Origin of the sequence: Flavobacterium sp. LC2016-01, from assembly GCF_009711135.1 — a bacterium.
Taxonomy (GTDB): domain Bacteria; phylum Bacteroidota; class Bacteroidia; order Flavobacteriales; family Flavobacteriaceae; genus Flavobacterium.
In genome coordinates, this window is record NZ_WMIC01000003.1 from 25,246 (window position 1) to 49,815 (window position 24,570).

Genomic DNA, 24,570 nt, shown 5'->3' on the forward strand with positions numbered 1-24,570 from the left:
TCATCAATTTTAACTCGTTTTGTCATGTTTTAAATTTTACTCTTTTTATTTGGTTTTTAAATGTTAATACTCCTTTAGTGGTTATTTTTTTGTTTTGATTTTAAGGAATTAATAGCTGTTGTTTGAAAAATATCTCTGCTGAAAATCTCCAGCAGAGATAAATTAAATTACTACATAATCATGGTAACAAACTTTACTAAACACTACTAATTCAAACCAAATTTTTATATTAATTTCTTTAAGCCTGCATAAACTGCCAGCTCAACATCTGCGTAATCTTTTGTATTACAGTCTTCGATTAATTTCTTCAAATCTTCTGATTTTAAAGTCGATTTATTGTCTAAAACCAGTAAAACTTGTTCTGATGCATCACTCAATTTTTTTGCTAAAGGAAGAAATGGCTGTACTAATGGTGCATTGGCACTTAATTCATTTAATCCTTTGTTAACAGCAATCCATTTGGTTAAAAATGACGCTACTTTAGCTTTATTTTCAGGCGTTTTATTTGCTAGGTATTGCGTTACAGCTTCATTAAAACTTAAAGCATCTTTAGCATCAGGTGTACATGCATCTGCAAAAAGTGTCAGCGGTGAATACATTTGATATTCCGTTCCGCCTTTATTACGCGTATATCCCTTTAACGGCTCACAAACATTTGAAAACTCATCTAACAAACTGATATTTTGATTGTTTGCAATATTTCTTAAGATTACCGCTTTGTTGCGAATATGAGTCAATCCTAATTCTTCAAGTCTGAAGGAAACAACATCGAGACGTTTACGCATATTTGAAACATCTGTAATATCTTCTGCTGACCAAAGTCTTTCTGCAATTGCAGCAGTTCTTGGCCAAACTCTTGAATCTATAGTAGTTTCAGAAGCAAGTTCTGTCCACATTGTAGCTTCACCACCTAAAATTCTTGCTTTTTCTTCTGCAGTCAATACGGCACCTTTTGGCATTGGGTCATTTAAATAATGACTTTCTACCGGATACATTAAATCAATATAATAACCATTTGACAATACTGTTTTGTATCCTTTTTTTACAGCATCAACTAAAGATTGTCCTGCTGCCATTCCTTCATTTGTACCTCTCCAAGAATGAACAATTGCTTCTTTTGAAAGGTCTTTAGTCAAGATTTCTTCCCATCCCATTAATTGTTTTCCATGTTTTTTAAGCATTGGAGCCAATTGCATAGTGAAATACGTTTGTAATTCGTGATTCGTTTTTAAATTATGTTTCTTCTTAAACTCTTGAATTTTTGGATTTGCATCCCAGTCTTTCCCCTCATTTTCATCTCCCCCAATATGAAAATAAGCTCCGGGAAATAATGGGCAAACCTCATCAAAAAGTTCACTTAAAATTTGATATGTTTTAGGATTTGAAGGATCTAATGTTGGTGAAAAAATACCCGCATTTCTTTCAATTCCATAGGTCGCAATTGCTGTTCCCTGAATATTTTTTTCAGAAGTTCCTCCTGTCAGCGTAATCACTTTGCTTCCAATTTCTGGATAAGCCGTTAAAATCGCAGATCCGTGACCTGGAACATCTATTTCTGGAACTATCAAAATACCGCGCTCATCAGCATATTTTACGATATTTTTAATTTCCTCTTGTGTATAATACAATCCATCCGAAGCAACTTCAATAAGTTTTGGATGTTTTTTCATTTCGATTCTCCAGCCTTGATCATCAACTAAATGCCAGTGAAAAACGTTCATTTTCATTGCTGCCAATCCGTCGATATTTCTTTTGATAACGTCAACCGGCTGAAAATGTCTTGAGGCATCAATCATTAAGCCTCTCCAAGTGAATCTCGGAAAATCTGAAATTTGAGTGTTCGGAAAATAAAATGAATTATTATTGTTTTGCAATAACTGCAATAAAGTTTCAAGACCATGAAGTGCGCCTAAATCACTTGTTGCATTTATTGTAATCTTATTTTGTTTGACATCTAAGTGATAACTTTCATCTTCATACAAACCAATTTTTCCGCTTTTGGTACAGTTTATCTGAAGTTCAGCTGTTGGAACTTCATTTAATTTTGTAATAAAACCTTGTTGAAAAAATAAACCAGTCCTGCCATCTAAGCGACGCAAAAAACGAGTTACTCCGCCAAAAACTCTTGGATTTGGATTTCCGGTAATGTTTACTTTAAAATTTTTAGTTAAGGCAAAATTCCCGTCGTTTAAAACAACACTTTGAGGCCAAGGCATAAGATTTAGCTGCTCTTTTTGAATTTGAGCATTAGATGTTAAACCCGCAAATAGTAGGACTAATAAATACTTCATTTTAATTTTTTTGAAATGATGTTACCCTGAGGAAACATTAATAATGTATAAAAGAAACAAAACTCAGAATGATTGCTATTGAACCTCACTAATCGCTATGAAACCAATCTGAATTTTGTAATTTGACTCGCTTTAAATACGAATCTTAAATTTTTATTTTAGTAATCAAAACGCTTAAAGGCTTCGATTGCTTCATATTCTGCCAAACCTAATTCATCATACAGAATTGCGGTATTTTTATTTCGGTCTTCGGCTCTAACCCAAAATTCACGAGAATCATTTCCTTGGAACATAACTCGGTCTTTTTGAGACTGATGATACAAGATTGCATGACGTTTCAACAATACTTCTGATGGAGAAAGCGGCACTGCCATATCAATTTCGTTAATATCCCATTCTTGCCAAGCTCCTCTGTAAAGCCATAACCAGCAGTCATCCATATATTTTTCAGGTTTCAGGGCTTTCAAGGCTGCAAAAATCGCATTTAGACACACTTCATGCGTTCCGTGCGGATCTGCTAAATCTCCTGCTGCAAATACTTGATGCGGTTTTATTTTGGCAATAATATCTTTAACAATTTCAATATCTTCTGGGCCTAATGGATTCTTTTTAACTTGTCCGGTTTCATAAAACGGAAGATCTAAAAAGTGTGTGTTTTCATCTTTAAGTCCAATGTATCTTGTTGCTGCGTAAGATTCCCTTCTTCTAATTAATCCTTTTAATTTTCGAACTTCTAAAGAATCAATCTGATTTTCAGATTTGCTGTTTAGAAATTTAATTACCGATTTAAAATTGATATCTTTTGGTAAATCGGCACCTACAAAATCGTTACATACTTCAGCAAATTTCAATGCTTCGTCATCTGTAACGGCAATATTTCCTGAGGTTTGATATACTACATGTACATCATGTCCTTGTTTAATCAATTTTGAGAAAGTTCCCCCCATCGAAATCACGTCATCATCTGGATGCGGACTGAAAAGGATTACTCTTTTTTTAGCAGGATTGGCTCTTTCCGGACGATGTGAATCGTCTGTATTTGGCTTTCCACCCGGCCAGCCTGTAATAGTGTGCTGCAAAACGTTGAACATATTAATATTCAAATCGTAAGCAGAACCTTCCTGCGCCAAAAGATCCGACATTCCGTTATTATTGTAATCACGGTCAGTCAATTTTAATATCGATTGTTTTGTTTTTTGGCATAACCAAACAATCGCTTTACTTTTTAATTCCTGTGTCCAGATGCATTCTCCAACCAGCCAAGGCGTTTTGAAACGCGTCAATTCTGAAGCTGCAGACTGATCTAAAACGAAAGTTGCATTAGCATGATTCTGTAAAAATGTAGCGGGAACCTCAGAACTGATATCGCCTTGAATAGTTCTTTTGATGATATCGGCTTTGTTTTGCCCCCATGCCATTAATACAATTCGCTTTGATCTCATAATGGTCGAAACTCCCATTGTGATCGCACGTTTTGGTACATTGTCAATTCCATTAAAGTCTGATGAAGCATCGACTCTTGTAATATGGTCTAATGTGATAATTCTTGTTCCTGAATTAATGTGTGATCCAGGCTCATTGAAACCAACGTGTCCTGTACGTCCGATTCCTAATAACTGAAAATCTAGGCCTCCAGCTTGTTTAATATTCATTTCGTAATCGATGCAGTATTGATTTAGTTCATCTATTGCAACTGTGCCGTCAGGAATATTAACATTTTCAGGCTTAATATCAATGTGATTAAAAAGATGCTGATGCATAAAATAGTGATAGCTCTGATTGTTTTCTTTTGACATTGGATAATATTCATCCAAGTTAAAAGTGATCACGTTGCTAAAACTTAATCCTTCTTCTTTGTGCATTCTCACTAGTTCCTCATATACTTTAATAGGAGAAGAACCTGTTGCCAAACCCAATACACAAGATTTGTTTTTTTCTTGCTTAGATCTGATTAACTGAGCGATTTCCTGCGCTACAATTACTGATGCTTCGGCTGAATTTTTGAAGATTTCATTGTGAATTTTCTCAAATCTAGTTTCTTCAAATTTACCGGCGCTTTTATAGCTGATATCAGGTTTTATTTCTAAAGCACTTTTCATTTTTTTTCTTTTTTTGGTATGTACAAATTTTGGTTATTGAAATGGTATAAGTAACTCTCATTACTTATACCATTTGCAATTACTAACCAAACTTAAATCCTTTTAAACACAAATTATTTTTAGAAATTAGGACCTGTAGTATCCCACCAAAGTCTTGTTCCTCCAGTATCTGGTCCATTTAATTTTGCAATTCCGCTAGCAACTCCACCTGCATTGGCCGCTTTCTCAGATGTAACATAATTAATTCTTCGAACACCAAATTGAGTAGTAATTGTTCCTCCACTATAGTTTTTAAGTACTGGGAAAAGTTTAGGATAACCTGTTCTTCTGTAGTCAGACCAAGCTTCTTGTCCTTCTGGGAAACCAGCAATCCATTTTTGAGTAATGATTTTTTGTAATTTAACTTCATTTGTTGCAGCAGCATCCCAAGCAACAGTCACATTATTCAATGCAGCTGAATTATTTTCTGGGAAGTTTGGATCTACATAAGCAATAGCTGTTTTTGTATTATCAGCAGTATAAGCTGCTGCACCAGAAGCACCTCTCTGATCAAATGAAGCTTTAATTCCTGCTTCATACAGTGCTTGTGCCGTTCCATTCATGTTCCATCCTCTTAATGCACCTTCAGCTCTTAAAAAATAAGCTTCAGCAGTTGTGAATAAAACAATTTCTTTAGATCTAACAACAGCACCTACTCCAGAAAAATCTTGGTGATCTCCTTTACCATTAATTGCAATACCTGTACGTACACCTTTGTATTGACCAGGAAATTGAGTTGATGTATCGAAATAAGTAGCCGTTCTAGGGTCTTGGTAACCACCTAAAATAGACTCCATATCAGCTGACATACGAATATCTAACCAAGAACCACTGATTGTATTAATTGGGTTTGTATAAACTGGAGATACAATTTTAAATAAATCTGCATTTGTAGTAAATACTCCGAATTTTTGAGCTACCGCTTTTTCAGCCTGTGTTTTAGCTAAAGTTGGATTAACTTTAACAATGCGCATTGCAAGTCTTAAACGTAAAGTATTTGCAAATTTTACCCAAGCTTTGTAATCTCCACCGTAAGCTGACAAGTCTGTACTAACAAACGTTGAAGCCTCTCCAGCATCTACTCTTTTTGTTAATTCAGCAACAGCTGTATCTAATTCTGCAAACATTTGATTGTAAACCTCTTCTTGAGAATCGTAAGGAATAGTAGTTTCTGGCGAACCAAATTTAGAATAGATGATTGGTCCCCAAGTATCTGTAACTCTATGCATTCCTTCAACTTTCAAAATCAATGAAAGTGCATAAAACTGATCGTATTTACCTTTTGATTTATTAGCAATATCATATGCATTAAACATTACATATTTATAAGCATAATCCCAATTGTAAACATTCCAACCATCAACTAATGAATAAGTAGTATTGTTAATACCTCCTGCAAATCCAGTTGGTGTAGCCATATATCCAGACCAGATATCACAGCTTAACCCTTGCTGTAATTGATAAACCCATTCTGGAGTTAATACTTGTATATTGTTGAACATTGGAGCGAAACCTCCTTTAATGCTATTAAAATCCTGCTCTAACTCCTTTGGTGTAAAACCATTTGGATTAGTATTTATATCTTCAAAATCACCTGTACAACCTACTGCGGTAAGTAATGAGATACAGATAGCTGCTTTTGCTATTTTATTTAGTTTCATTTTTTTTAAATTTAGAAAGTTACATTTAAATTAAGACCGATACTTCTAGTAGATGGCAAACCATAAATATCAACTCCTTGAAGACCTTGACCTGTACTTAATGCAATATTTGGATCAAAAGGAGCATCTTTGTAGATAAAGAATAAGTTTCTAGCGATTAATGAAATACTAGCTGAATTTAGGAAAGGCAATGCTTTACGATTAAAGTTATACCCTATAGAAACTTCTCTAACACTTACGTTAGTTGCTGAATAAACATATTCGCCAGTAATACCTGCTCTACCACCAACTTGTGTATAGTAAGATTTAGCATCCATTGTTGTAACTGCTGTTCCGTCAGGTTTAACTGCATTAATAGCAACACCACCTGCATTTCTAGCATCTCCAGTTGCTTTTGAAACTCCAAAAGAGTCATTTTGAGCTTGAGTCAAACTCATTACATCACCTCCAAAACGACCATCAAGCAATACATTTGCGAAGAATGGACCATATTTGAATGAGTTAGAGAAACCTAACATGAAATCAGGGTTAGAGTTACCTACTTCTTCAAAATCAGTTTTTTGGAAAGTTCCGTCATCATTTAATAAAATTCTTCCTTGTGCATCTTTCTTGAAGTTAATACCTTCAATAACACCATAAGGTCTTCCTTCGATTAAAGCATATCTGTAGCTATTTACTCCAGCTTCAGTTAAATTAACTCTGTTTCCAATATTGTCTGGAAGCTCTTTAACTTTGTTTTTGTTTTGTGAGAAGTTAACAGATGTATCCCAAGAGAATTTATCTCCTCTGATAATACCTGCATTTAACACAAGCTCGATACCTTTATTTTCAATACTTCCTGCATTAAATCCGTAAAAGTCAACACCTTCTTGGTTTCCAACTGGTGCAACAACTTGTAAATATTGGTTTTTAGTTTCAGAATTGTAATATGAAACCTCAAAACTGAATCTGTTATTAAACATTCTCCATTCTGTACCAAACTCAAATTCTGATTTTAACTCAGGTTTCAAAGTAGTTCCATTTTTTGGTCCTGCACTTGGTTTTGGATCTGTAAAACCAGGTCTGTAGTAGTATGTTGGAGTTGAGATAAAAGGGAAAATATCATTACCAACTTGTGCATAAGTACCACGTACTTTTCCATAATTAATCCACTCTGGCAATGTTGTCATTTCACTAATAAGAGCTGTAACCCCTACAGATGGATAAAAATAGCTTGATGTTCCTGTATTTGCTAATGTTGAAGACCAATCGTTTCTTCCAGAAAGATCTAAGAACAACATATCTTTATAACCAAAAGTAGTAGCAGCAAAAACTGACTGTACTTCTCTTCTAGAATCTATTGTCTGATAGTTATTTGCATTATTTACAAAATTAGCTAATGTAAACCAGTTAGCATAAACTAAACCTGCACTAATTCCTGAATCTAAAATTGTTTTTTGATTTGTTAATGTATTTGTGATACTTGTACCAACGTTTGCTGTGAAAGTAAAATCTTCTCCAATTTTTGTATTAATTGTAGCAATTAAATCACCATAACGTTGTGTACTCAATGAATTCTCAGAATAATATCTACCATTTACATTAGAAAGAGTCCCTTGAGTTGTAGCAAATATTCTTTTATCAAAAAGACTTGTAATTCTGTTATAACTGTATCTTGAAGCAAGAGTTAACCAGTTATTAGCTTTGTATGATAAAGATAATGATCCGTTGAAGTAATCATTTTTGTCCTCAGATTTATTTCTGTTGATTGCCCAATATGGATTTTGCATAATATCTCTATTAGTCATCCAGTTTTGCGCCATTAAATTTCTTGTTGGATCAAAAACTTCATAAGTTTCTTTGTATTCGTTAAAGTCATAACCTCTTGGCATTAAATAAACACCTGTTAATGGGTTAAAATAAAATCCGTTAACTGGTTTGTTTGCAATAGTTTGACTTGTATAGTTTGCATTAGCACCAAAAGTCAATTTATCATTAAAAAATTTAGCAGTTTGACGAATTCCAAAGTTATTTTTCTTTAAGCTATTTCCTGGAGTAATACCACTAGCAGATGTATTAGCATATGAAAATGCAGTAGTAGAATTTTCAGAACCAAGTGAATATCCTATTGAAGTAATTTGTGTTACTCCTGTATTGAAAAAATCTTTTACGTGATCAGGAGAAGTTTGTTTTGCTCCCCAAGATTCATCTGCTCCTGTTGCAGCAATGTAATCTGTTTGGAATTTAGGAAGATAAGCAGCACTTTCAAAAGTAGTTACAGAAGAAGCTGCGATATTTGCTTTTCCTTCTTTAGATTTTTTAGAAGAAAGTAAAATTACACCATTTGCTCCTTGAGAACCATATAAAACAGAAGCTGCAGCACCTTTAAGAACTGTCATTCCTTCGTAATCATCAGGATTCACTAATGAAATAACATCTCCTCCATCACGGTTACCTCCAGCTAAACTACCAAATGTATCATTAGGTTGTCCAGAACCAGAATTTAACATTGGGATACCATCAATAACATATAAAGGCTGGCTATTAGAAACAGAAGAGTTACCACGAATTACTACTTTTGTAGAACCACCAGTACCACCAGCACTTTTAGTTACAGCAACACCAGCAATTTTACCAGCAATTGTATTGATAACGTTAGCATCTTTTACACGAACTAATTCATCTCCTTTAAGCTCTTGTGCCGCATAAGTCAATGATTTTCTAGTTTTCTTAATACCTAAAGAAGTTACAACAACTTCGCTTAAAGCATTTGAAGATGCATTCTCCATTTTTACATTAATTGTAGTAGCATCTCCTACAACTATAGTTTGCGTTTCAAGACCTACATAGCTAAAAACTAATGTCTGCCCTTTTTGTGCTTCGATTGTGTACAATCCGTCAAAATCGGAACTAGCTCCTTTTTGACTTCCCTGCACTAAAACGGATGCCCCTGGCAACGGCATTCCATTAGAATCTGTAATCACACCTTTGACATTTTTTACTTGAGCAAGCGAAACCTGCGCCGTAAAAACAATCATAAAGATTAAGAAAATTTTTTTCATGTTTATTTATTTTGTTAGTTATAAGGTAAAATTATTCTTAAGATATTGTTAAAAAAAATAAATTATACAAACAGCATTAAACTTTAAACAAACGACATAAAACATTCAACATTATGTTATACGAAAACGTTATACTATAGAAATAAAGCATCATTTCACTTTTTTTACATTTTTTTCTTCAAAAGAATTGCGTTTTAACTTCTAATTGTTTAAAGTTGCACAATAATTACATAAATACCCACGAAAAGCTAAACTCCAAAAAACTAAGTTGAAAGAAATTCAAAAATTAAAATTTGACATCAAGCTTCAAAATCACATTTGGTTTTGGGGTATCTATTTTACTTTAAATTTTTTAAGATGGGGTGCGTATTTTAATGATTACCCATATTCCTTCAAATCAAACCTTATTGAGTTTTCATTAGTTATACCTTTAGTATATTTCAATTTGTTTGTTTTAGTTCCGAGATTTGTCCTCAAACAAAAATATATTATATACACACTTTTGCTTTTAACAAGCTTATTTGTAATGTATTTATGCAAAACCGCCCTTACCTATTATATCATATCTGAAAATATCTGGCCAGAAGCGAATCGAGAATATCATCCTTTTGAACTTAATCACATTGTAGCCGTTTGTATTGGAGAGCTTTATGTACTGGCTATGGCTTCATCAGTTTATCTTACGCTAACTTGGTTGAGAGAACGTGAAAGAAACAGATCGTTGAGAGAAAACCAATTCAAAATCAAACTAAAGTATCTTGAAAATCAAATTCAGCCGCATTTCTTTTTTAATACCTTAAATAATTTATACGCCTTATCTTTAGAATCTTCAGATAGAGTACCAGACGTTATCATTAAATTGTCAAATTTGATGGAGTATGTTTTATATGATGTAAAAGGAACCAAATTTGTTCCACTCATAAAAGAAATAGATTATATTCAAAACTACATCGAAATCGAAAAGCTTCGCTTTGAAAATGTAGAAGTTACCATAAATTTAGAATCAAATATTGAAGATACTGTTGTACCCCCGTTGATATTCATTTCATTGGTAGAAAACGCCTTTAAACACGGCGGTTTAAACAATCGAAACTTAAAAATCAAAATCAATTGTAAAGTTATCGACAATAAATTGTTAGATTTTGAAATCCTAAATAATTTTGTAATTTCACAAAATCTAAATCAAAAAGGAGGAATTGGATTGATTAATACTAAAAAAAGATTAAAGTTAATTTACAAGAATAATTTCAGCTTAAAACAGTTAACAAAACTAAACTACTATATAATCCGTTTGCAAATACCTATTCAAAATGAAGATTAAATGTGTTTTGATCGACGATGAACCATTAGCTATCAAAGTCCTGCAAAATTACTTTACTAATTTTACAGATTTTGAGGTTGTTGCTACATTCAATAATTCTTTAGAGGCACTTGATTTCATAAACAGCACACCTGTTGATGCTGTGTTTTTAGACATCAATATGCCAATGATGACAGGATTTGAATTAATTAGCCTTATCGAAAACAAAACCAAAGTAATTATCACAACCGCTTTTAGAGAATTTGCTGCCGAAAGTTATGATCTTGATGTTTTAGATTATTTAGTAAAACCTATTCCGCTTCCAAGATTTATAAAATGCATCAATAAAATCACCACCGAATACAACCTTAAAAACAATATTAAAGTTGAAACCACAAAAGGTGATTCGCATATTTTCATTAAAGTCGATAAGAAGATGATGAAAATTAATATTGAAGAAATATTATTTGTCGAAGGAATGAAGGAATACATAAAAGTAGTCACTCCAGACAAGACCTATATTACGCATAAATCTTTAACTTCTTTATCTGAAGAATTACCCGCTGAACGCTTTTTACGCATTCATAAATCCTACGTTATCGCCTTAAATAAGGTAAAATCAATCGAAGGAAACCGTATTCAGATACAATCCTACACTATTCCTATTGGCAGAAACTACAGTAAGGATGTAAAAAATAAAATATTAGAATAATTCCTACCTCATATTCCATTTTCTAACTAAGTTAAAACTAACACATTGTTGAAAAAATGATGCTGTTTGTTTAAATTTAACATTATTTGTGTCTTTTTATTTTTTTTTGCTATTCGTAACAAATATATTTACGGTCTTCAAAAAACAATATAATAAAAAATTAACCTTATTACATTATGAGTTCAGAAAATGTTCAAACCAAATGGGGGCAGTTTATCTCATTGATAATCGTCTTCTTCTTTTGGGGTTTTGTTGGTTCTGCCAATGACATCCTGATACCAGTGTTCAAAAAAGTATTTACTTTATCACAAGTACAGTCACAATTAGTAGCATGGGCATTTTATGCTGCCTATTTTGTGGGTGCAATAATCTTTTTCTTAGTATCTCTAAAAAGAGATGTTTTACAACAATTTGGATACAAAAAAACACTATCTGCGGGATTACTTCTTTCTGCTGTTGGTTCATTTTTATTCATACCTGCTGCTTCTTTAGGCAGCTTCCCTTTCTTTTTAACAGCATTGTTTATCGTAGGACTTGGTTTTTCAATTCAGCAAATTGTTGCCAACCCGCTAGCTATTAAAATGGGAGCTCCATCAACAGGAGCGCACCGTTTAACCTTAGCAGGAGGAATTAACTCTTTTGGAACTACTATTGGTGCTATTTTACTGGGAATCGCTTTGTTTGGAATGGGAAAAAGTGAAGACAAGAAAAAAGACTTCCAACCAATTGAAATTGTACAAAAAGATTTCATTAAACTAAAAAATGAAATTACCGAAAACATAAAAGAAATTTCAGTTGACAATATAGATGCAAAAGAAGAAACTCAAGCTGCAACTGTTGCATTAACGGAACAAGTTAACAAAATTGATGCTCAATTGGCTGAAATTTCAAAAAACCCTTCTCTTCCTGTAAAACCTTTTGTTTCTCAATATGAGGTTATTGAAAAAGACGTAGCTAAAATTAAACTGCCACTTGAGGTTGTTAAATCTAAATTGCATTTAGTAAAATTTCCTTTTACGGTTTTAGGATTTGCCTTTATCTTGGTTGCAATTTTTATGTATTTTTCTAAAATTGAAGATCCTGCAAAAATAGAAGAAGATGAAATACTTGAAAGCAAAGAAAGCAAATTCAGTATTTTTGACTATCCTCAATTATACCTTGGAATGTTAGCAATCTTTATTTATGTTGGAACTGAGGTTACCATCATCAGTAATCTTCCTGCTTTATTAAAAACAAGTGAATTTGGAAGCATCCTTGAAGATTCTATAGCTCCATTTATCGCTCTTTATTGGGGAAGTTTAATGATTGGAAGATGGAATGGCGGTGTAAATGTTTTCAATACATCTAACTTATTAAATACAGCTTTAAAATTCATTGTTCCTGCTTTGGCATTTGGAGTAATCATTGGAGCTAATATTTTTGCTGCTCATGACGTTTCATCATTCTACATTTACCCAATCTGGATTTTATTATTCATTGCAGTAAGTTTTGTAGGAGGTAAAAACGCCGGAAAAACTTTGATGCTTTTCGGAATCTCAGGTTTATTGATGATGGTAGCCGGACTAGTTTATCCAAATCCAGAAATTGCTAAATTCTTCTTCATCTCTGGAGGTTTATTCTTATCTATCATGTGGCCTTCAATTTTCGATTTAGCAATTGCAGGTTTAGGAAAAAATACAGGAAAAGCTTCATCTTTCTTAATTATGATGATTCTTGGAGGAGGAGTTATTCCTTTAATTCAAGGAAGCATCTGTGATATCGATTCAACAAGTCCAGACGGAATATTCGGAATGACTTGGACACACTTCTCTTATATCGTTCCTTTATTAGGTTTTGCTTACTTAGGATTTTACGGCTTCTATTGCCCTAAAATATTAAAAAGACAAGGAATCAGTCACGTACAAAGCGAAGGTGGCGGACACTAAGAAACTTAGAATTACAAAATAAAAAAAAATCCAAATTCCAATTATAAACTGGAATTTGGATTTTTTTTATCCCTACAAGAAAAACCTTAGAACCTTATTTAGCATTAATAATATTATTCAAGTTCTTTTTGAAAATTGCTTTATTCTGTGCTGTTAACTTGTAAACAACATCTTTATCAGCATGTATAACAACTCTGTCAATATCTGCATTTAAAAGCGCATTTGGATCTTTTATTTTTAAAGTGCAGGCTCCGTCAAAAAAGCCGTCATCTTCAATTATTTTTCTGGCTTCAATCACAGTACCATCAGTCAATACTGCCGAAATCGTCATTTCTTTATTCAGCGTTTTCGAATAAAAACCATCCATTACCAGTAACAAACGATATGAATTTTTAAGTTCTGGACCTTTGAACTCATGCCTCGTTATATTGTATCGCAGACCTTTTGCCAGCGTCTGGAATTTCGTCGTGCAATCCAGCTCATAAGTAGCAACATCACCAGCCTCGTTAATACTTGTCAAAACTTTGGCTGCTTGGGCATTTATCGATAAAGTTGCAGCAAAAAACGAAATTAAAACTAAGATGATTTTCATAAGTATTTCTTTTTTACGTTCACATAAAAGTAAAAAAAAATCGTCTTTTTTAACTAAAAAAGACGATTTAATATTTATAAGAATCTGATTATTACTTATTTCCTTTTTGAAAATCAGCTACAAACTGAGCTAATCCGATATCAGTTAAAGGATGTTTTAATAAACCATATATAGCAGAAAGTGGTCCAGTCATAACGTCAGCACCAATTTTAGCACAGTTTACAATATGCATAGTGTGACGTACAGAAGCTGCCAAGATTTGAGTCTCATAACCGTAGTTATCATAGATTTCTCTAATTTCCTGAATCAAATTCAAACCATCAGTTGAAACATCATCTAAACGACCAATAAACGGAGAAACATAAGTTGCACCAGCTTTTGCAGCCAATAAAGCTTGTCCTGCAGAAAAAACAAGTGTTACATTTGTTTTAATTCCTTTATCAGAAAAATATTTTGCAGCCATTACACCTTCTTTGGTCATTGGCAATTTTACAACGATTTGATCATGTAAATCAGCTAGTTCTTCACCTTCTTTGATCATTCCATCAAAATCCAATGCATTTACCTCAGCACTCACATCACCTTCTACAAGGTTACAAATGTCAACATAATGCTTTAGAATATTATCTTTTCCAGTAATTCCCTCTTTTGCCATCAATGATGGATTAGTAGTTACACCATCCAAAACGCCTAAAGCTTGTGCTTCTTTAATTTGAGCTAAATTAGCTGTATCAATAAAAAATTTCATAATTTATATATTTATAATTGTGTGTCTAAAAATCTGGTGCAAAATTACAAAATCAATATCAATAAAGATTTCAAAATCAAAACCAATTTGAAATTATATGTTACAAAACAAAATTAATTAAGTAATTATTACAATTTATAATGATTCATTAACATTTTCTCGTAAACTTTATCTGGAAGCGTACGTTTCAAAACAATAGAAAATTTCTGCATGAAAACGCCAACTTTATAATGCACTTTTGGCTTGTCTTTTTGAATGATTTTATAAATTGCTTCAGCCATTTCATTTGGATTGCTTCCTGCATCAACATGTTCATTCATTGTAGCAAGCGTATCACCGTAAACTTTTTCATAAGCTGAACCTTTTAAAACTGGCGCATGATAACGTCCTGATGCGATATTGGTAGCAAAATCTCCTGGCGCAACATTGGTAATTTCAATTCCGAATTGCTTTACTTCCATTCGCAAAGCCTCCGTAATCAACTCCAAAGCTCCTTTTGAAGCCGAATAAACACTTCTGTAAGGCAATCCCATATAAGCTGCGATTGAAGTAATATTGATAATCAACCCCGATTTTTGCTCGCGCATTTGTGGCAAAACCGCTTTCATTACTTCAATTGGACCAAAAAAATTGGTTTCAAAATTATTTTTGATTTCTTCCATCGGAATTTCTTCCAAAGGTCCAGTAATTCCAACCCCAGCATTATTGATTACAATATCTAATCTTCCTGAAATCTCAATAACTTTTGACACAGCAGTTTTAATAGAATCGGCATTTCGAACATCTAAAGCCACTAAGGGGAAAATAGAGTTTAGCACCTTCTCAGGATTTCTGCTGGTTCCATAAACCACAAAACCTTTTTTATGCAAAAATTCTCCAATTGATTTTCCAATCCCTGAGGATCCTCCGGTAATTAAAACGACTTTATTCATTTGTAGGTTAGTTATGGTTTTTAAATTTATACACTTTTTATAGCAGCCAAATATACAAAACAAAGCTTATTTTTATACTTGACAATCTGTAGTATGATTAATGGTCAAGCCAATATTTGAATTCAAGTTTTGATTGCAATTCTTTTATCTGAATTGAATCTGTAACTTCTTTAGAAAAATCAACTGAAATTTTATTGGGATCGATAGTCGAATAATTTAACACAAAAAATTTATTCCATTTGAATTCAGAACTATCGGGACAACCTCCTATACTATTTCTGTACAATTTATCATCCACATAATATTTTACATATGCTGTACTAGTTCTACCATTTGGTTCACATAAGGTATATTTACATATCGTTACCCCAGGATGTTCCTTAATTTCCTCTTTGTATTTTATTTCTCTAAAAACAAGATAAATCAATCCAAAAAAGACAAAAACCCAAAATAATTTCGAAAATTTCTCCTTCATTATGTAAAATATTTCAGTTATAAATGAATAATATAATTAGCCTTAAATTGATTTTCTTTTGATCCGCTATATTAAAAACATAGCCAACGTTTCACTATTGGACCGCAATGCAACCACAATACGATATAGCAATACGTTTTGCCTGAAAATACAACAAGAATATAGAAATCGAATTATAGCTAATTACCTTTCGCGTCCAAAACGTCCAAAATAAAAAAAATCCTCCCGAAGGAAGACTACATTTGAATTAATTCCAAAAAAAAATCCCGAACATCGGGATAAAAAAAAATGGCAAGCGACCTACATCGCACCGCTCAACCACGTACCCTTGCTATGTTCCCATCCTGGGGGAGTCTGCAGGAGCTGGTCGTGTAGGACTTGCCGGTGCAAATATACAATCTTTTTATATTTTTGCAAGAGCTTTGTTGCTATAAAAATATCGTCGTATATTGGCTTATTCAAAATTTAAACTATGAAAAAATATAACTTCCTAACTGTCATTTTATTAGGAATCACATTAATTGGATGTGGAGATAAAAATAAAGGTGAAAATTCTTTATTTAATATTGATGATACCGCTTTTCCGGCGCATTTTACGCAAAAAGAAGCTGTTTCAATTGGAATTTTAAACCCAAAATCGAAAGAAATCGACAGTATTACCTACTTAATTAATGACAAAAAAGTGGGAAGTACAAAAGGTGCTGAAAAATTTAAATTTGAATTAAAAGATCAAAAACTGGGCTATCAATACTTAAAAGCTGTTGTACATTTTGGATCTGATTCTTCTGATGCAACCAAAAGAATTGAATTAATTTCGGATGTTGAACCTAAATTATTAAAGTATAAAGTGGTAAATACTTACCCACATGATAAAAAGTCTTTTACAGAAGGTTTAGAGTTTTACAAAGATACTTTATATGAAAGCACGGGACAAAACGGAACTTCATATTTAAGAAAATACGATTATAAAACAGGAAAAGTTTTTAAACAAATTGATCTTGATAAAAAATATTTTGGAGAAGGAATCACTTTTCTTAATGGTAAATTATACCAATTAACCTGGCAGGAAAAAACAGGTTTTATTTATGATGCCAATACTTTAAAACTTGAAAAAACTTTTGCCTACGACAAAGATATTGAAGGCTGGGGAATGACAAATGACGGAAAATACATTTACCAAACAGATAAAACAGAAAAAATTTGGAAAATGGATCCGGCAACTCAAAAAATGATTGATTATATCAATGTTTATTCTGGTGCTTCAAAAATTAAGGCAATTAATGAATTAGAATGGATTAACGGAAAAATTTACACCAATGTTTGGTTGAAAGACGCTATTGCCGTTGTAAATCCAACTTCTGGAGCAGTTGAAGGGATTTTAGACATGTCGGGATTACGCAAATTTATGCCAGATATCACTAAAGACGATGTTTTAAACGGAATTGCTTACAATCCTAAAACTAAGACTATTTTTGTTACCGGTAAAAACTGGAGCAAAATGTTTGAAATTACAGTTTCAGAATAAATCAAACGCAAAACAATTGTACGAATTTCACAAGTTTTCACATTTTATTAAGTGGAAATTTGTGAAATTTGTGTTTTAATAACAAACCAAATATGATCACTTTAATCAAAAACATACAAGAGTTATTGCAGGTTCGCGAAACTTCAATTTATAAAGTTTCAGGTTCAGAAATGGCAGTACTTCCAACAATAAAAAACGCTTTCTTAATTATAAAAGATGATCTTATTGCTGATTTTGGAACGATGGAAAATCTTCCAGAAATCAAAGCAGATAAAATTATAGATGCGACCGGAAAAGTAGTTCTGCCAACTTGGTGCGACAGCCACACACATATTGTATATGCAGGAAATCGCGAGCAGGAATTTGTCGACAGAATCAACGGATTATCTTATGAAGAAATTGCCAATCGCGGTGGCGGGATTTTAAATTCGGCTAAAAAACTTAATGAAACTTCTGAAGAAGAAATTTACGAACAATCTAAAATTCGCTTAGAAGAAGTTATGCAGTTAGGAACCGGAGCTGTCGAAATTAAATCGGGTTACGGATTAACCGTTGAAGGTGAATTAAAAATGCTTCGTGTCATTAAAAAACTGGCAGAAAATTATCCAATTGCAATAAAAGCAACTTTTTTAGGTGCACATGCGTTTCCAACACATTACAAAGAAAATAAATCAGCTTATATTGATGAAATTATAGCTAAAATGCTTCCCGAAATTGCAAAAAACAAACTAGCCGATTATATCGATGTTTTCTGTGAAACTGGTTATTTTTCTGTTGAAGAAACGGAAAAAATTATGGAAGCCGGAATTCAATTTGGCTTAAAGCCAAAAATCCACGTAAATCAATTTAATTCTATCGGGGGAATTCAGTCTGGCGTTAAATTTAACGCTCTTTCTGTCGATCATCTTGAAGTTATGAATCCAGAAGATATTGAGGCTTTAAAAAATACTGAAACAATGCCTGTTGCACTGCCGTCCTGCTCCTATTTTTTAAGTATTCCGTACACACCTGCACGCGAAATGATAAAAGCTGGATTACCTATAGCGTTAGCCACAGATTTCAATCCGGGCTCTACTCCATCAGGAAATATGAATTTTGTGGTGGCAACTGCCTGCATCAAAATGAAAATGACTCCCGAAGAAGCAATAAATGCTGCTACAATAAATGGAGCATACGCAATGGGACTTTCAGAAACTCACGGAAGTATCACTGTAGGCAAAAAGGCTAATTTGATCCTTACAAAACCAATTTCTTCTTACTATCAAATTCCTTACGCTTTCGGCAGTAATTTAATAGAAAGTGTTTTTCTGGAAGGAAGACTTTTAGAATAAAAACTGACACACTTGAATGCAAAGGTTGCCTTTGTAATTATTGAATTCTATAAAATATAGCCCGCGGTTTCAACCTTGGGAACATGGAAAAACAGAAAAGGTCTGTGAAAACTCACAGACCTTTAATATTTTAGTGGTATTATTATCCCTTTGGACGATATTATCTTAAGTTAAAACTAGTTTTAGAAACTAATTCATCATTATCAAATACATTAATAAAATAAGCACCTTTTTCAAAATCTTTACCAATTAAATCTTCAGAAACTTGAACTGTTTTATTTTCGTATTTTACTGTAGTTTTAAAACTGTAAGTCAAAGAGTTATCACCAAAACTTTCAGTTTTTTTCTCGCCTAAAACGTTATTCTTGCTGTCAATAACTTGTACATAATACGTTTTGTCACCAGATTTAGCAATTGAATTTTCAGCAATTGTAAAACTAACTTTCAAAACATCAGCACGGCTTGCTTTATCAGTTTCAACTTGTTTACCAGAACCTTTCACTTTGTAAGCAATTGTTTTAGTATTTAAAACAGATAATTTTGAACCTTTTTCAACAGTTTTAGCCAATTCTTCGTTTTGACCTACTAATACTTCATTGTATTTTTTAGATTCACCTAAAACTACAATTGTACTGTCTCTCTGATTTGTTAAAACACCATTTTGTTTTTTAAGCTCATCATTTTCAGCAACTAAAGTTTTCATTTTGCCCTGCATCGCCTGAACTTGAGATCTGTATTTAGAAACGTCTCCTTTTGATTTATTCAAATCATCCATAAGAGCTACTACTTTATCTCTCTCTTGAATTAATTCATCAGACATTGAAGTATTTTCAGCAATTGCAGCATCATAAGTTGCTTTCAATTCTTGTAAATCTTTCATAACAGATTCTTTTTCTGTCATTGTAGTGGTAAGCTCAGTTTTAACTACTTCTGTATCAGAAGACAATTTAAAAATGTACACTAAACTACCAATCAGTAGGACTGCTAAAACGGCGATTACTGCCTTTAGACTTGAGTTGTTGTTCTTTGGGTTTTCCATATTTAATAATTTTCTTTATTAACAAATTTAAGAATTAATATATCGTAATAACGTAAGTTGACACAATTATATTATTTTTGAGCAATATTTTTTTTATATGGAGAAGTTAATTCCTTTTACTATTAATGATTTAGCAAAAGTTACGAATCACAGAAGTGGTGAAATAAAATTTGGCGAGAAGATGATTGTCATTCCAAAAGAAGCTGACAAAGTAAAATTCTTGACCGAAAGCGAAGCTAAATATGTACTTTTAGGAATTCCTGAAGATATTGGCGTGCGCGCAAATTATGGGCGTCCCGGTGCTGCATCGGCATGGGAAAGCGCTATAAAAAGCATTGCCAATATTCAGCACAATCGTTTTTCAAAAGGCAGTCAGATAATAGTTTTAGGGCAAATAAATGTTTCGCAGGAAATGCGTGATGTCGAAAATCTTGATTTTAACGATATTGATGACCGCTCAAAATTGAGTCAGCTGGTTGAAAAAATAGACAAAGAAGTTTCTCATATTATCTTTACTATTATAAAAGCCGGAAAAACTCCAATCATCATTGGCGGAGGTCATAATAATGCATACGGAAATATTAAAGGTTCGGCTCTTGCCAAAGGAAAACCTATAAATGCCATCAACTTTGATGCGCATTCTGATTTCAGAATTTTGGAAGGACGTCACAGTGGAAATGGTTTTTCATATGCCTATGAAGAGGGTTTCCTTAAAAAATATTTCATCTTCGGATTACACGAAAATTACACTTCAAAAAGCGTTTTGGATATTATCAAAAAATTGGAAGACCGCGTACGCTATAATACATACGACAGTGTAAACATTCGAAAGGAAAAAGATTTTAACCGAGAAATGGCTTTGGCTTTAGAGTTTATTAAAACGGACTCTTTTGGAATTGAAATTGATTTAGATGCAATTCCTAATATTGCCAGCAGCGCCATGACAATAAGCGGATTTTCAGTAGAAGAACTTCGCCAGTTTGTTTCCTTTTTTGGCCAAAATAAAAACGCTGCTTATCTGCATATTTGCGAAGGAGCACCAGATTTAGCTGATTCTCCAAATAATAATTTAATTGGAAAATTGATTGGTTATCTGATCACCGATTTTATAAAAGCAAATAACGAAAAAGAAAAATCTAACTGAAGGTCAACGGGCTTAAAACCACACATTTTTCAAATAATACAAGATTCAAATAAAGGATTGATCGATTAAACCTATCTTTGCACAGAATTTTAGTGTTTAAAACTAAATTCTTAATACCTAAGATATGTTATTCGAAGATTTATCACTCTCAAAAAGTATACAAAAAGCCGTATTTGAAGAAGGCTACCTAAACCCCACTCCAATTCAGGAACAATCTATCCCGATCGTTTTATCAGGAAGAGACTTAATTGGGTGCGCACAGACAGGAACAGGAAAAACAGCAGCATTTGCCATCCCAATCATACATCAATTACACCGAATTGTAGGTTCATCAAAAAAAGCCAAACAAATTCGTGCATTAATAGTTACACCAACACGCGAACTTGCTGTACAAATTGGAGAAAGTTTTGATACCTATGGCAAATACACCAATCTAACACAATTAACCATTTTTGGAGGTGTTTCGCAAAATCCACAAGTTGAAACCTTAAAAAAAGGTGTCGATATTTTGGTGGCAACTCCAGGAAGATTACTGGATTTGCACAAACAAGGTTTTCTTGATTTTGATCATTTGCACACTTTGGTTTTAGACGAAGCAGATCAGATGCTGGATATGGGTTTTATCAACGATGTAAAAAAGATCGTAAAATTAACGCCTAAAAACCGTCAGACATTATTGTTTTCAGCAACGATGCCGATTGCTATTCGCGAATTGGCCGAAATGTTTCTAAAAGATCCAGAACAAGTAGAAGTTTCTCCGGTTTCTTCAACTGCCGAAAATGTAGAACAGCGTATTTATTTTGTTGATAAAACAGAAAAAAGAAACTTGCTTTACCATTTAATTAAAGAAGAAAATTTATCAAACGTGCTTGTTTTTTCAAGAACAAAACATGGCGCTGATAATGTTGTAAAAGCACTTCGCAAAAAAGATATTCCTGCTGAAGCCATTCATGGAGATAAATCGCAAAATGCAAGACAGCGCGTTTTAGATGCTTTTAAAAACAAAGAAGTTGGTGTTCTGGTTGCTACAGACATCGCTGCCAGAGGAATTGACATTGAACAATTGCCTTATGTAATTAATTTTGATTTGCCTAATATTCCTGAAACCTATGTGCATCGTATTGGCCGTACAGGACGTGCTGGAAATGGCGGAATTGCAATTTCATTTTGCGGGAAAGATGAAGAACCGTACTGGAAAGACATTAAAAAACTGATAAAAGTTGATGTCAAAATAATTACTGAACATCCTTATCAATGGCATTCTGGAAGTCCTGAAGCGGGAGAAAAACCAAAAAGCTCTAATCGAAGCGGAGGTGCTCACAAATCAAGAAAATCAAATGCTTCTAAACAAAATAAAAAACGCTGGTATTAACCAGCGTTTTTCGCTTCTTCTATTAAGTAACTAATAATTTTAAAGAGTTTTACAGGCTCAAACGGCTTAATGATAATATCATTTATCCCAGATGAAATCGCCTCATCAGTTATTTCGTCTTTATCAAAAGCGGTCAGCGCCACAATTGGTGTCTTGATATCCTGCAAACGAATCCTTTTACTGGTTTCAAATCCGTTCATTAATGGCATATTGATATCCATTAAAATAAGATCAAAAGTTTCTTTTTCTAAAATTTCCAAAGCACCAAAACCATCATCAACAACTTTGCAGATGTAATTATTTTTCTCAATAATTTTCTTGGTTACCAGCTGATTGATCCGATTATCTTCAACAATTAAAATTTTATGAACTTCATTTGATGTCAAATCAACTTCAATTTCAGCTATTATTTTTTTAGTTTTCTCGGGATCATGTTCAAACGGAATGATAAACGAAAAAGAAGTTCCCTGACCCAAATCACTTTCTAGCGTAATTGTACTGCCAAACAAACCTAATAATCGCTTTACAATACTCAAACCTAAACCAGTTCCTTGATAATCCTCATCTTTTCGTCCAACTTGAACAAATTTTTCAAAAATCTTATTTTGGTCAACAGTTGCAATTCCGATACCATTATCTTTAATTAGAAAAGCTAAGAAATGATTTTTCCCTTCTGTCTTCAAAAGATCAACTTTCACTTCAACTTCTCCATTTTTCGTGAATTTCAAGGCATTACTGACTAAGTTCATCAAAATTTGAGCGAGTCTCAGCTTATCTCCAATCAAATATTCCGGAATATAAGGATCGATGTAAATATTAATTTTGTTGTTATTTTTTTGAGATAAAAAAGAAAGTGAGTTTTTGATCATCATAATTTCATCAGAAATATTGAATGTCAGATTTTCCAGTACTACTTTATTTTCTTCAATTTTATTAATCTGCAAAATGTCATTTACTAATGACAATAGATATCTGGCAGAGAATTTCAGCGAACTTAAATGCTGGCTTCTTGATAATTCTTTATGTTCTTCCAAAAGCATATTAGTAATCCCAACCACTCCATAAAGAGGCGTACGCAATTCGTGACTTATAGTCGAAATAAATTGGGTTTTGAGTAAAGAAGCTTCTTCTGCAATTTCTTTAGCTTTTAAAAGCTCTAAATTGTGTTTCTTTTTAAACCTGATATTTTTAATTAATGTAATAATCAAAAAGAGCAGAATAAGAGAAATCAGTACAAACAGAATTACAATAATTCGCGATTTTTTAAGACTTTGATACTGAGAAATTTTTTCATTTTCAATTTTATCAATCTGTCTTTTGTATTCATCTAATTCAAGATTAAAACCTGCAATTGAAGCTTTTTTCAGCTTTTGCTGATTGTATAATTCTTCTGTAATCTTATTATACAAACTAAGGTTTTCATAGGCTTCCTTATACTTTTTAATTTTCATTAAAAACTTAGAATACTCCAAATGCGCATATGACAAATCAGATCTTTCATCACTGGTTTTTCCTGCAGCAATTGCATTTAAAAAATAAGCATTGGCAGCATCATTTTCATTTTTATAATTTAAATACATACCATTAAGCATATTGGCAATAATCTCTGTTGATTTATCACTATACTTTTCAGTATTATTAGAAACAAATTTCAGATAAGGATATCCTTCCTTAAATTTACCAACATCAAAGTATGCCCAGGCAATATTTACATTTGTAAAATACACCTGACTTAAGTCGTTTATTTTTAATCCGTATGCAATAGATTTTTTATAATAGTAAATTCCTATGTCAAATTGTTTTTTTTCAAAACAATACATATTGCCTAAATTATTATACAGATTATATTTTATGGAATCATTATCTGTTCTATTCGCATAAATCAAGCTTTTCTTATAAAAAAAGATAGCTTTATCTACCTCTGACAATTCATTATAATTGGCGGCAATAATATTATAGGAACGAGAAATTAAGGTGTTGTTTTTTGCTGCTGTAGCAGCATTCAGGGCAACCCTAGAAATAATTAATGATTTCTCGAAGTTTGATTCTCTAAAGTTAACTAATGCTTCTTTAACAAGCTGATCTGCTTTTAAAGAGGTTTCTTTTTTACCATTCTGTGCCGTTAAATTAAATGAAAGAATATTCAATAATAAAGCAAACGCTAAAAATATCCGCACTCTAAGCATAGTTATATATATTGTCCTCAAATATACATTATTACCTCATAAAAAAAGGGCTAATATTTTACAAAATTTATTTTAGCAAAAACAGTGCATTCAGTGTGTCGTATATAAAATATTCCAAATCATTTCTTTACACAAAACAAACACATTTAACAAAATAC

The 24,570-nt window shown here is 32.7% G+C and carries 17 protein-coding genes and 1 other RNA gene; 7 read left to right on the forward strand and 11 right to left on the reverse strand.

The annotated features are described in order from the left end of the window. Positions 1-224: 224 nt before the first annotated feature. The 4 genes from GKZ88_RS07140 to GKZ88_RS07155 form a co-directional block, all read right to left on the reverse strand. The gene (locus GKZ88_RS07140; RefSeq protein WP_155101699.1) at positions 225-2,291 is read right to left on the reverse strand and encodes a family 20 glycosylhydrolase; all 2,067 of its coding nucleotides are present in this window, start codon (positions 2,289-2,291) and stop codon (positions 225-227) included. Positions 2,292-2,449: 158 nt separating this feature from the next. After that, complete coding sequence (nagB, locus tag GKZ88_RS07145) at positions 2,450-4,390, reverse strand: glucosamine-6-phosphate deaminase (protein ID WP_155101700.1); 1,941 nt, start codon at positions 4,388-4,390, stop codon at positions 2,450-2,452. Positions 4,391-4,509: 119 nt separating this feature from the next. Then, positions 4,510-6,090, reverse strand: a complete 1,581-nt coding sequence (locus GKZ88_RS07150; RefSeq protein WP_155101701.1) for a RagB/SusD family nutrient uptake outer membrane protein — start codon at positions 6,088-6,090, stop codon at positions 4,510-4,512. A gap of 11 nt (positions 6,091-6,101) precedes the next feature. Beyond that, complete coding sequence (locus GKZ88_RS07155) at positions 6,102-9,131, reverse strand: SusC/RagA family TonB-linked outer membrane protein (RefSeq protein ID WP_155101702.1); 3,030 nt, start codon at positions 9,129-9,131, stop codon at positions 6,102-6,104. A gap of 526 nt (positions 9,132-9,657) precedes the next feature. Between GKZ88_RS07155 and GKZ88_RS07160 the strand changes: the two genes are divergently transcribed. The 3 genes from GKZ88_RS07160 (at position 9,658) to GKZ88_RS22445 (ending at position 13,068) form a co-directional block, all read left to right on the forward strand. Further along, the gene (locus tag GKZ88_RS07160; RefSeq protein WP_230392476.1) at positions 9,658-10,452 is read left to right on the forward strand and encodes a histidine kinase; all 795 of its coding nucleotides are present in this window, start codon (positions 9,658-9,660) and stop codon (positions 10,450-10,452) included. Further along, positions 10,442-11,143, forward strand: a complete 702-nt coding sequence (locus GKZ88_RS07165) for a LytTR family DNA-binding domain-containing protein (protein WP_155101704.1) — start codon at positions 10,442-10,444, stop codon at positions 11,141-11,143. The genes GKZ88_RS07160 and GKZ88_RS07165 overlap by 11 nt, the downstream gene beginning before the upstream one ends. A 176-nt stretch (positions 11,144-11,319) precedes the next feature. Then, the gene (locus GKZ88_RS22445; protein WP_230392477.1) at positions 11,320-13,068 is read left to right on the forward strand and encodes an MFS transporter; all 1,749 of its coding nucleotides are present in this window, start codon (positions 11,320-11,322) and stop codon (positions 13,066-13,068) included. A gap of 94 nt (positions 13,069-13,162) precedes the next feature. Here GKZ88_RS22445 and GKZ88_RS07180 read toward each other — a convergent pair whose 3' ends face one another. From GKZ88_RS07180 to ffs, 5 genes are all read right to left on the reverse strand, one after another. Next, entirely contained in the window at positions 13,163-13,660 is a 498-nt protein-coding gene (locus tag GKZ88_RS07180; RefSeq protein ID WP_155101705.1) for a hypothetical protein, read from the reverse strand. A gap of 91 nt (positions 13,661-13,751) precedes the next feature. Then, a complete protein-coding gene (gene fsa / locus GKZ88_RS07185) occupies positions 13,752-14,408 on the reverse strand; it encodes a fructose-6-phosphate aldolase (RefSeq protein WP_155101706.1) in 657 nt (218 codons plus the stop codon). A 128-nt stretch (positions 14,409-14,536) separates the two neighbouring features. After that, on the reverse strand, positions 14,537-15,340 hold the full coding sequence (locus GKZ88_RS07190) for an SDR family oxidoreductase (protein ID WP_155101707.1): 804 nt from the start codon (positions 15,338-15,340) through the stop codon (positions 14,537-14,539). Positions 15,341-15,437: 97 nt separating this feature from the next. Next, entirely contained in the window at positions 15,438-15,815 is a 378-nt protein-coding gene (locus GKZ88_RS07195; protein WP_155101708.1) for a hypothetical protein, read from the reverse strand. 286 nt (positions 15,816-16,101) lie between these two features. Then, an RNA gene (gene ffs / locus GKZ88_RS07200) (signal recognition particle sRNA small type) lies at positions 16,102-16,199 on the reverse strand. 88 nt (positions 16,200-16,287) lie between these two features. Here ffs and GKZ88_RS07205 point away from each other — a divergent pair. Together GKZ88_RS07205 and hutI are read left to right on the forward strand one after the other, a co-directional pair. Next, positions 16,288-17,340 (forward strand): glutaminyl-peptide cyclotransferase, encoded by a 1,053-nt coding sequence (locus GKZ88_RS07205; RefSeq protein ID WP_155101709.1) that lies wholly within the window; start codon positions 16,288-16,290, stop codon positions 17,338-17,340. A 92-nt stretch (positions 17,341-17,432) separates the two neighbouring features. Then, positions 17,433-18,671, forward strand: coding sequence for an imidazolonepropionase (hutI, locus tag GKZ88_RS07210; protein WP_155101710.1), 1,239 nt, complete (start codon positions 17,433-17,435; stop codon positions 18,669-18,671). A 160-nt stretch (positions 18,672-18,831) separates the two neighbouring features. Here hutI and GKZ88_RS07215 read toward each other — a convergent pair whose 3' ends face one another. Continuing rightward, a complete protein-coding gene (locus GKZ88_RS07215) occupies positions 18,832-19,710 on the reverse strand; it encodes a hypothetical protein (RefSeq protein WP_155101711.1) in 879 nt (292 codons plus the stop codon). A 97-nt stretch (positions 19,711-19,807) separates the two neighbouring features. On the opposite strand from GKZ88_RS07215, the gene GKZ88_RS07220 reads away from it, so the two are divergent. Continuing rightward, a complete protein-coding gene (locus tag GKZ88_RS07220; protein WP_155101712.1) occupies positions 19,808-20,854 on the forward strand; it encodes a formimidoylglutamase in 1,047 nt (348 codons plus the stop codon). 124 nt (positions 20,855-20,978) lie between these two features. Further along, the gene (locus GKZ88_RS07225) at positions 20,979-22,226 is read left to right on the forward strand and encodes a DEAD/DEAH box helicase (RefSeq protein ID WP_155101713.1); all 1,248 of its coding nucleotides are present in this window, start codon (positions 20,979-20,981) and stop codon (positions 22,224-22,226) included. On the opposite strand, the gene GKZ88_RS07230 is transcribed toward GKZ88_RS07225, so the two are convergent. Next, the gene (locus GKZ88_RS07230) at positions 22,223-24,412 is read right to left on the reverse strand and encodes a response regulator (protein ID WP_155101714.1); all 2,190 of its coding nucleotides are present in this window, start codon (positions 24,410-24,412) and stop codon (positions 22,223-22,225) included. The two genes, GKZ88_RS07225 and GKZ88_RS07230, sit on opposite strands and share 4 nt — an antisense overlap. Positions 24,413-24,570: the final 158 nt, after the last annotated feature.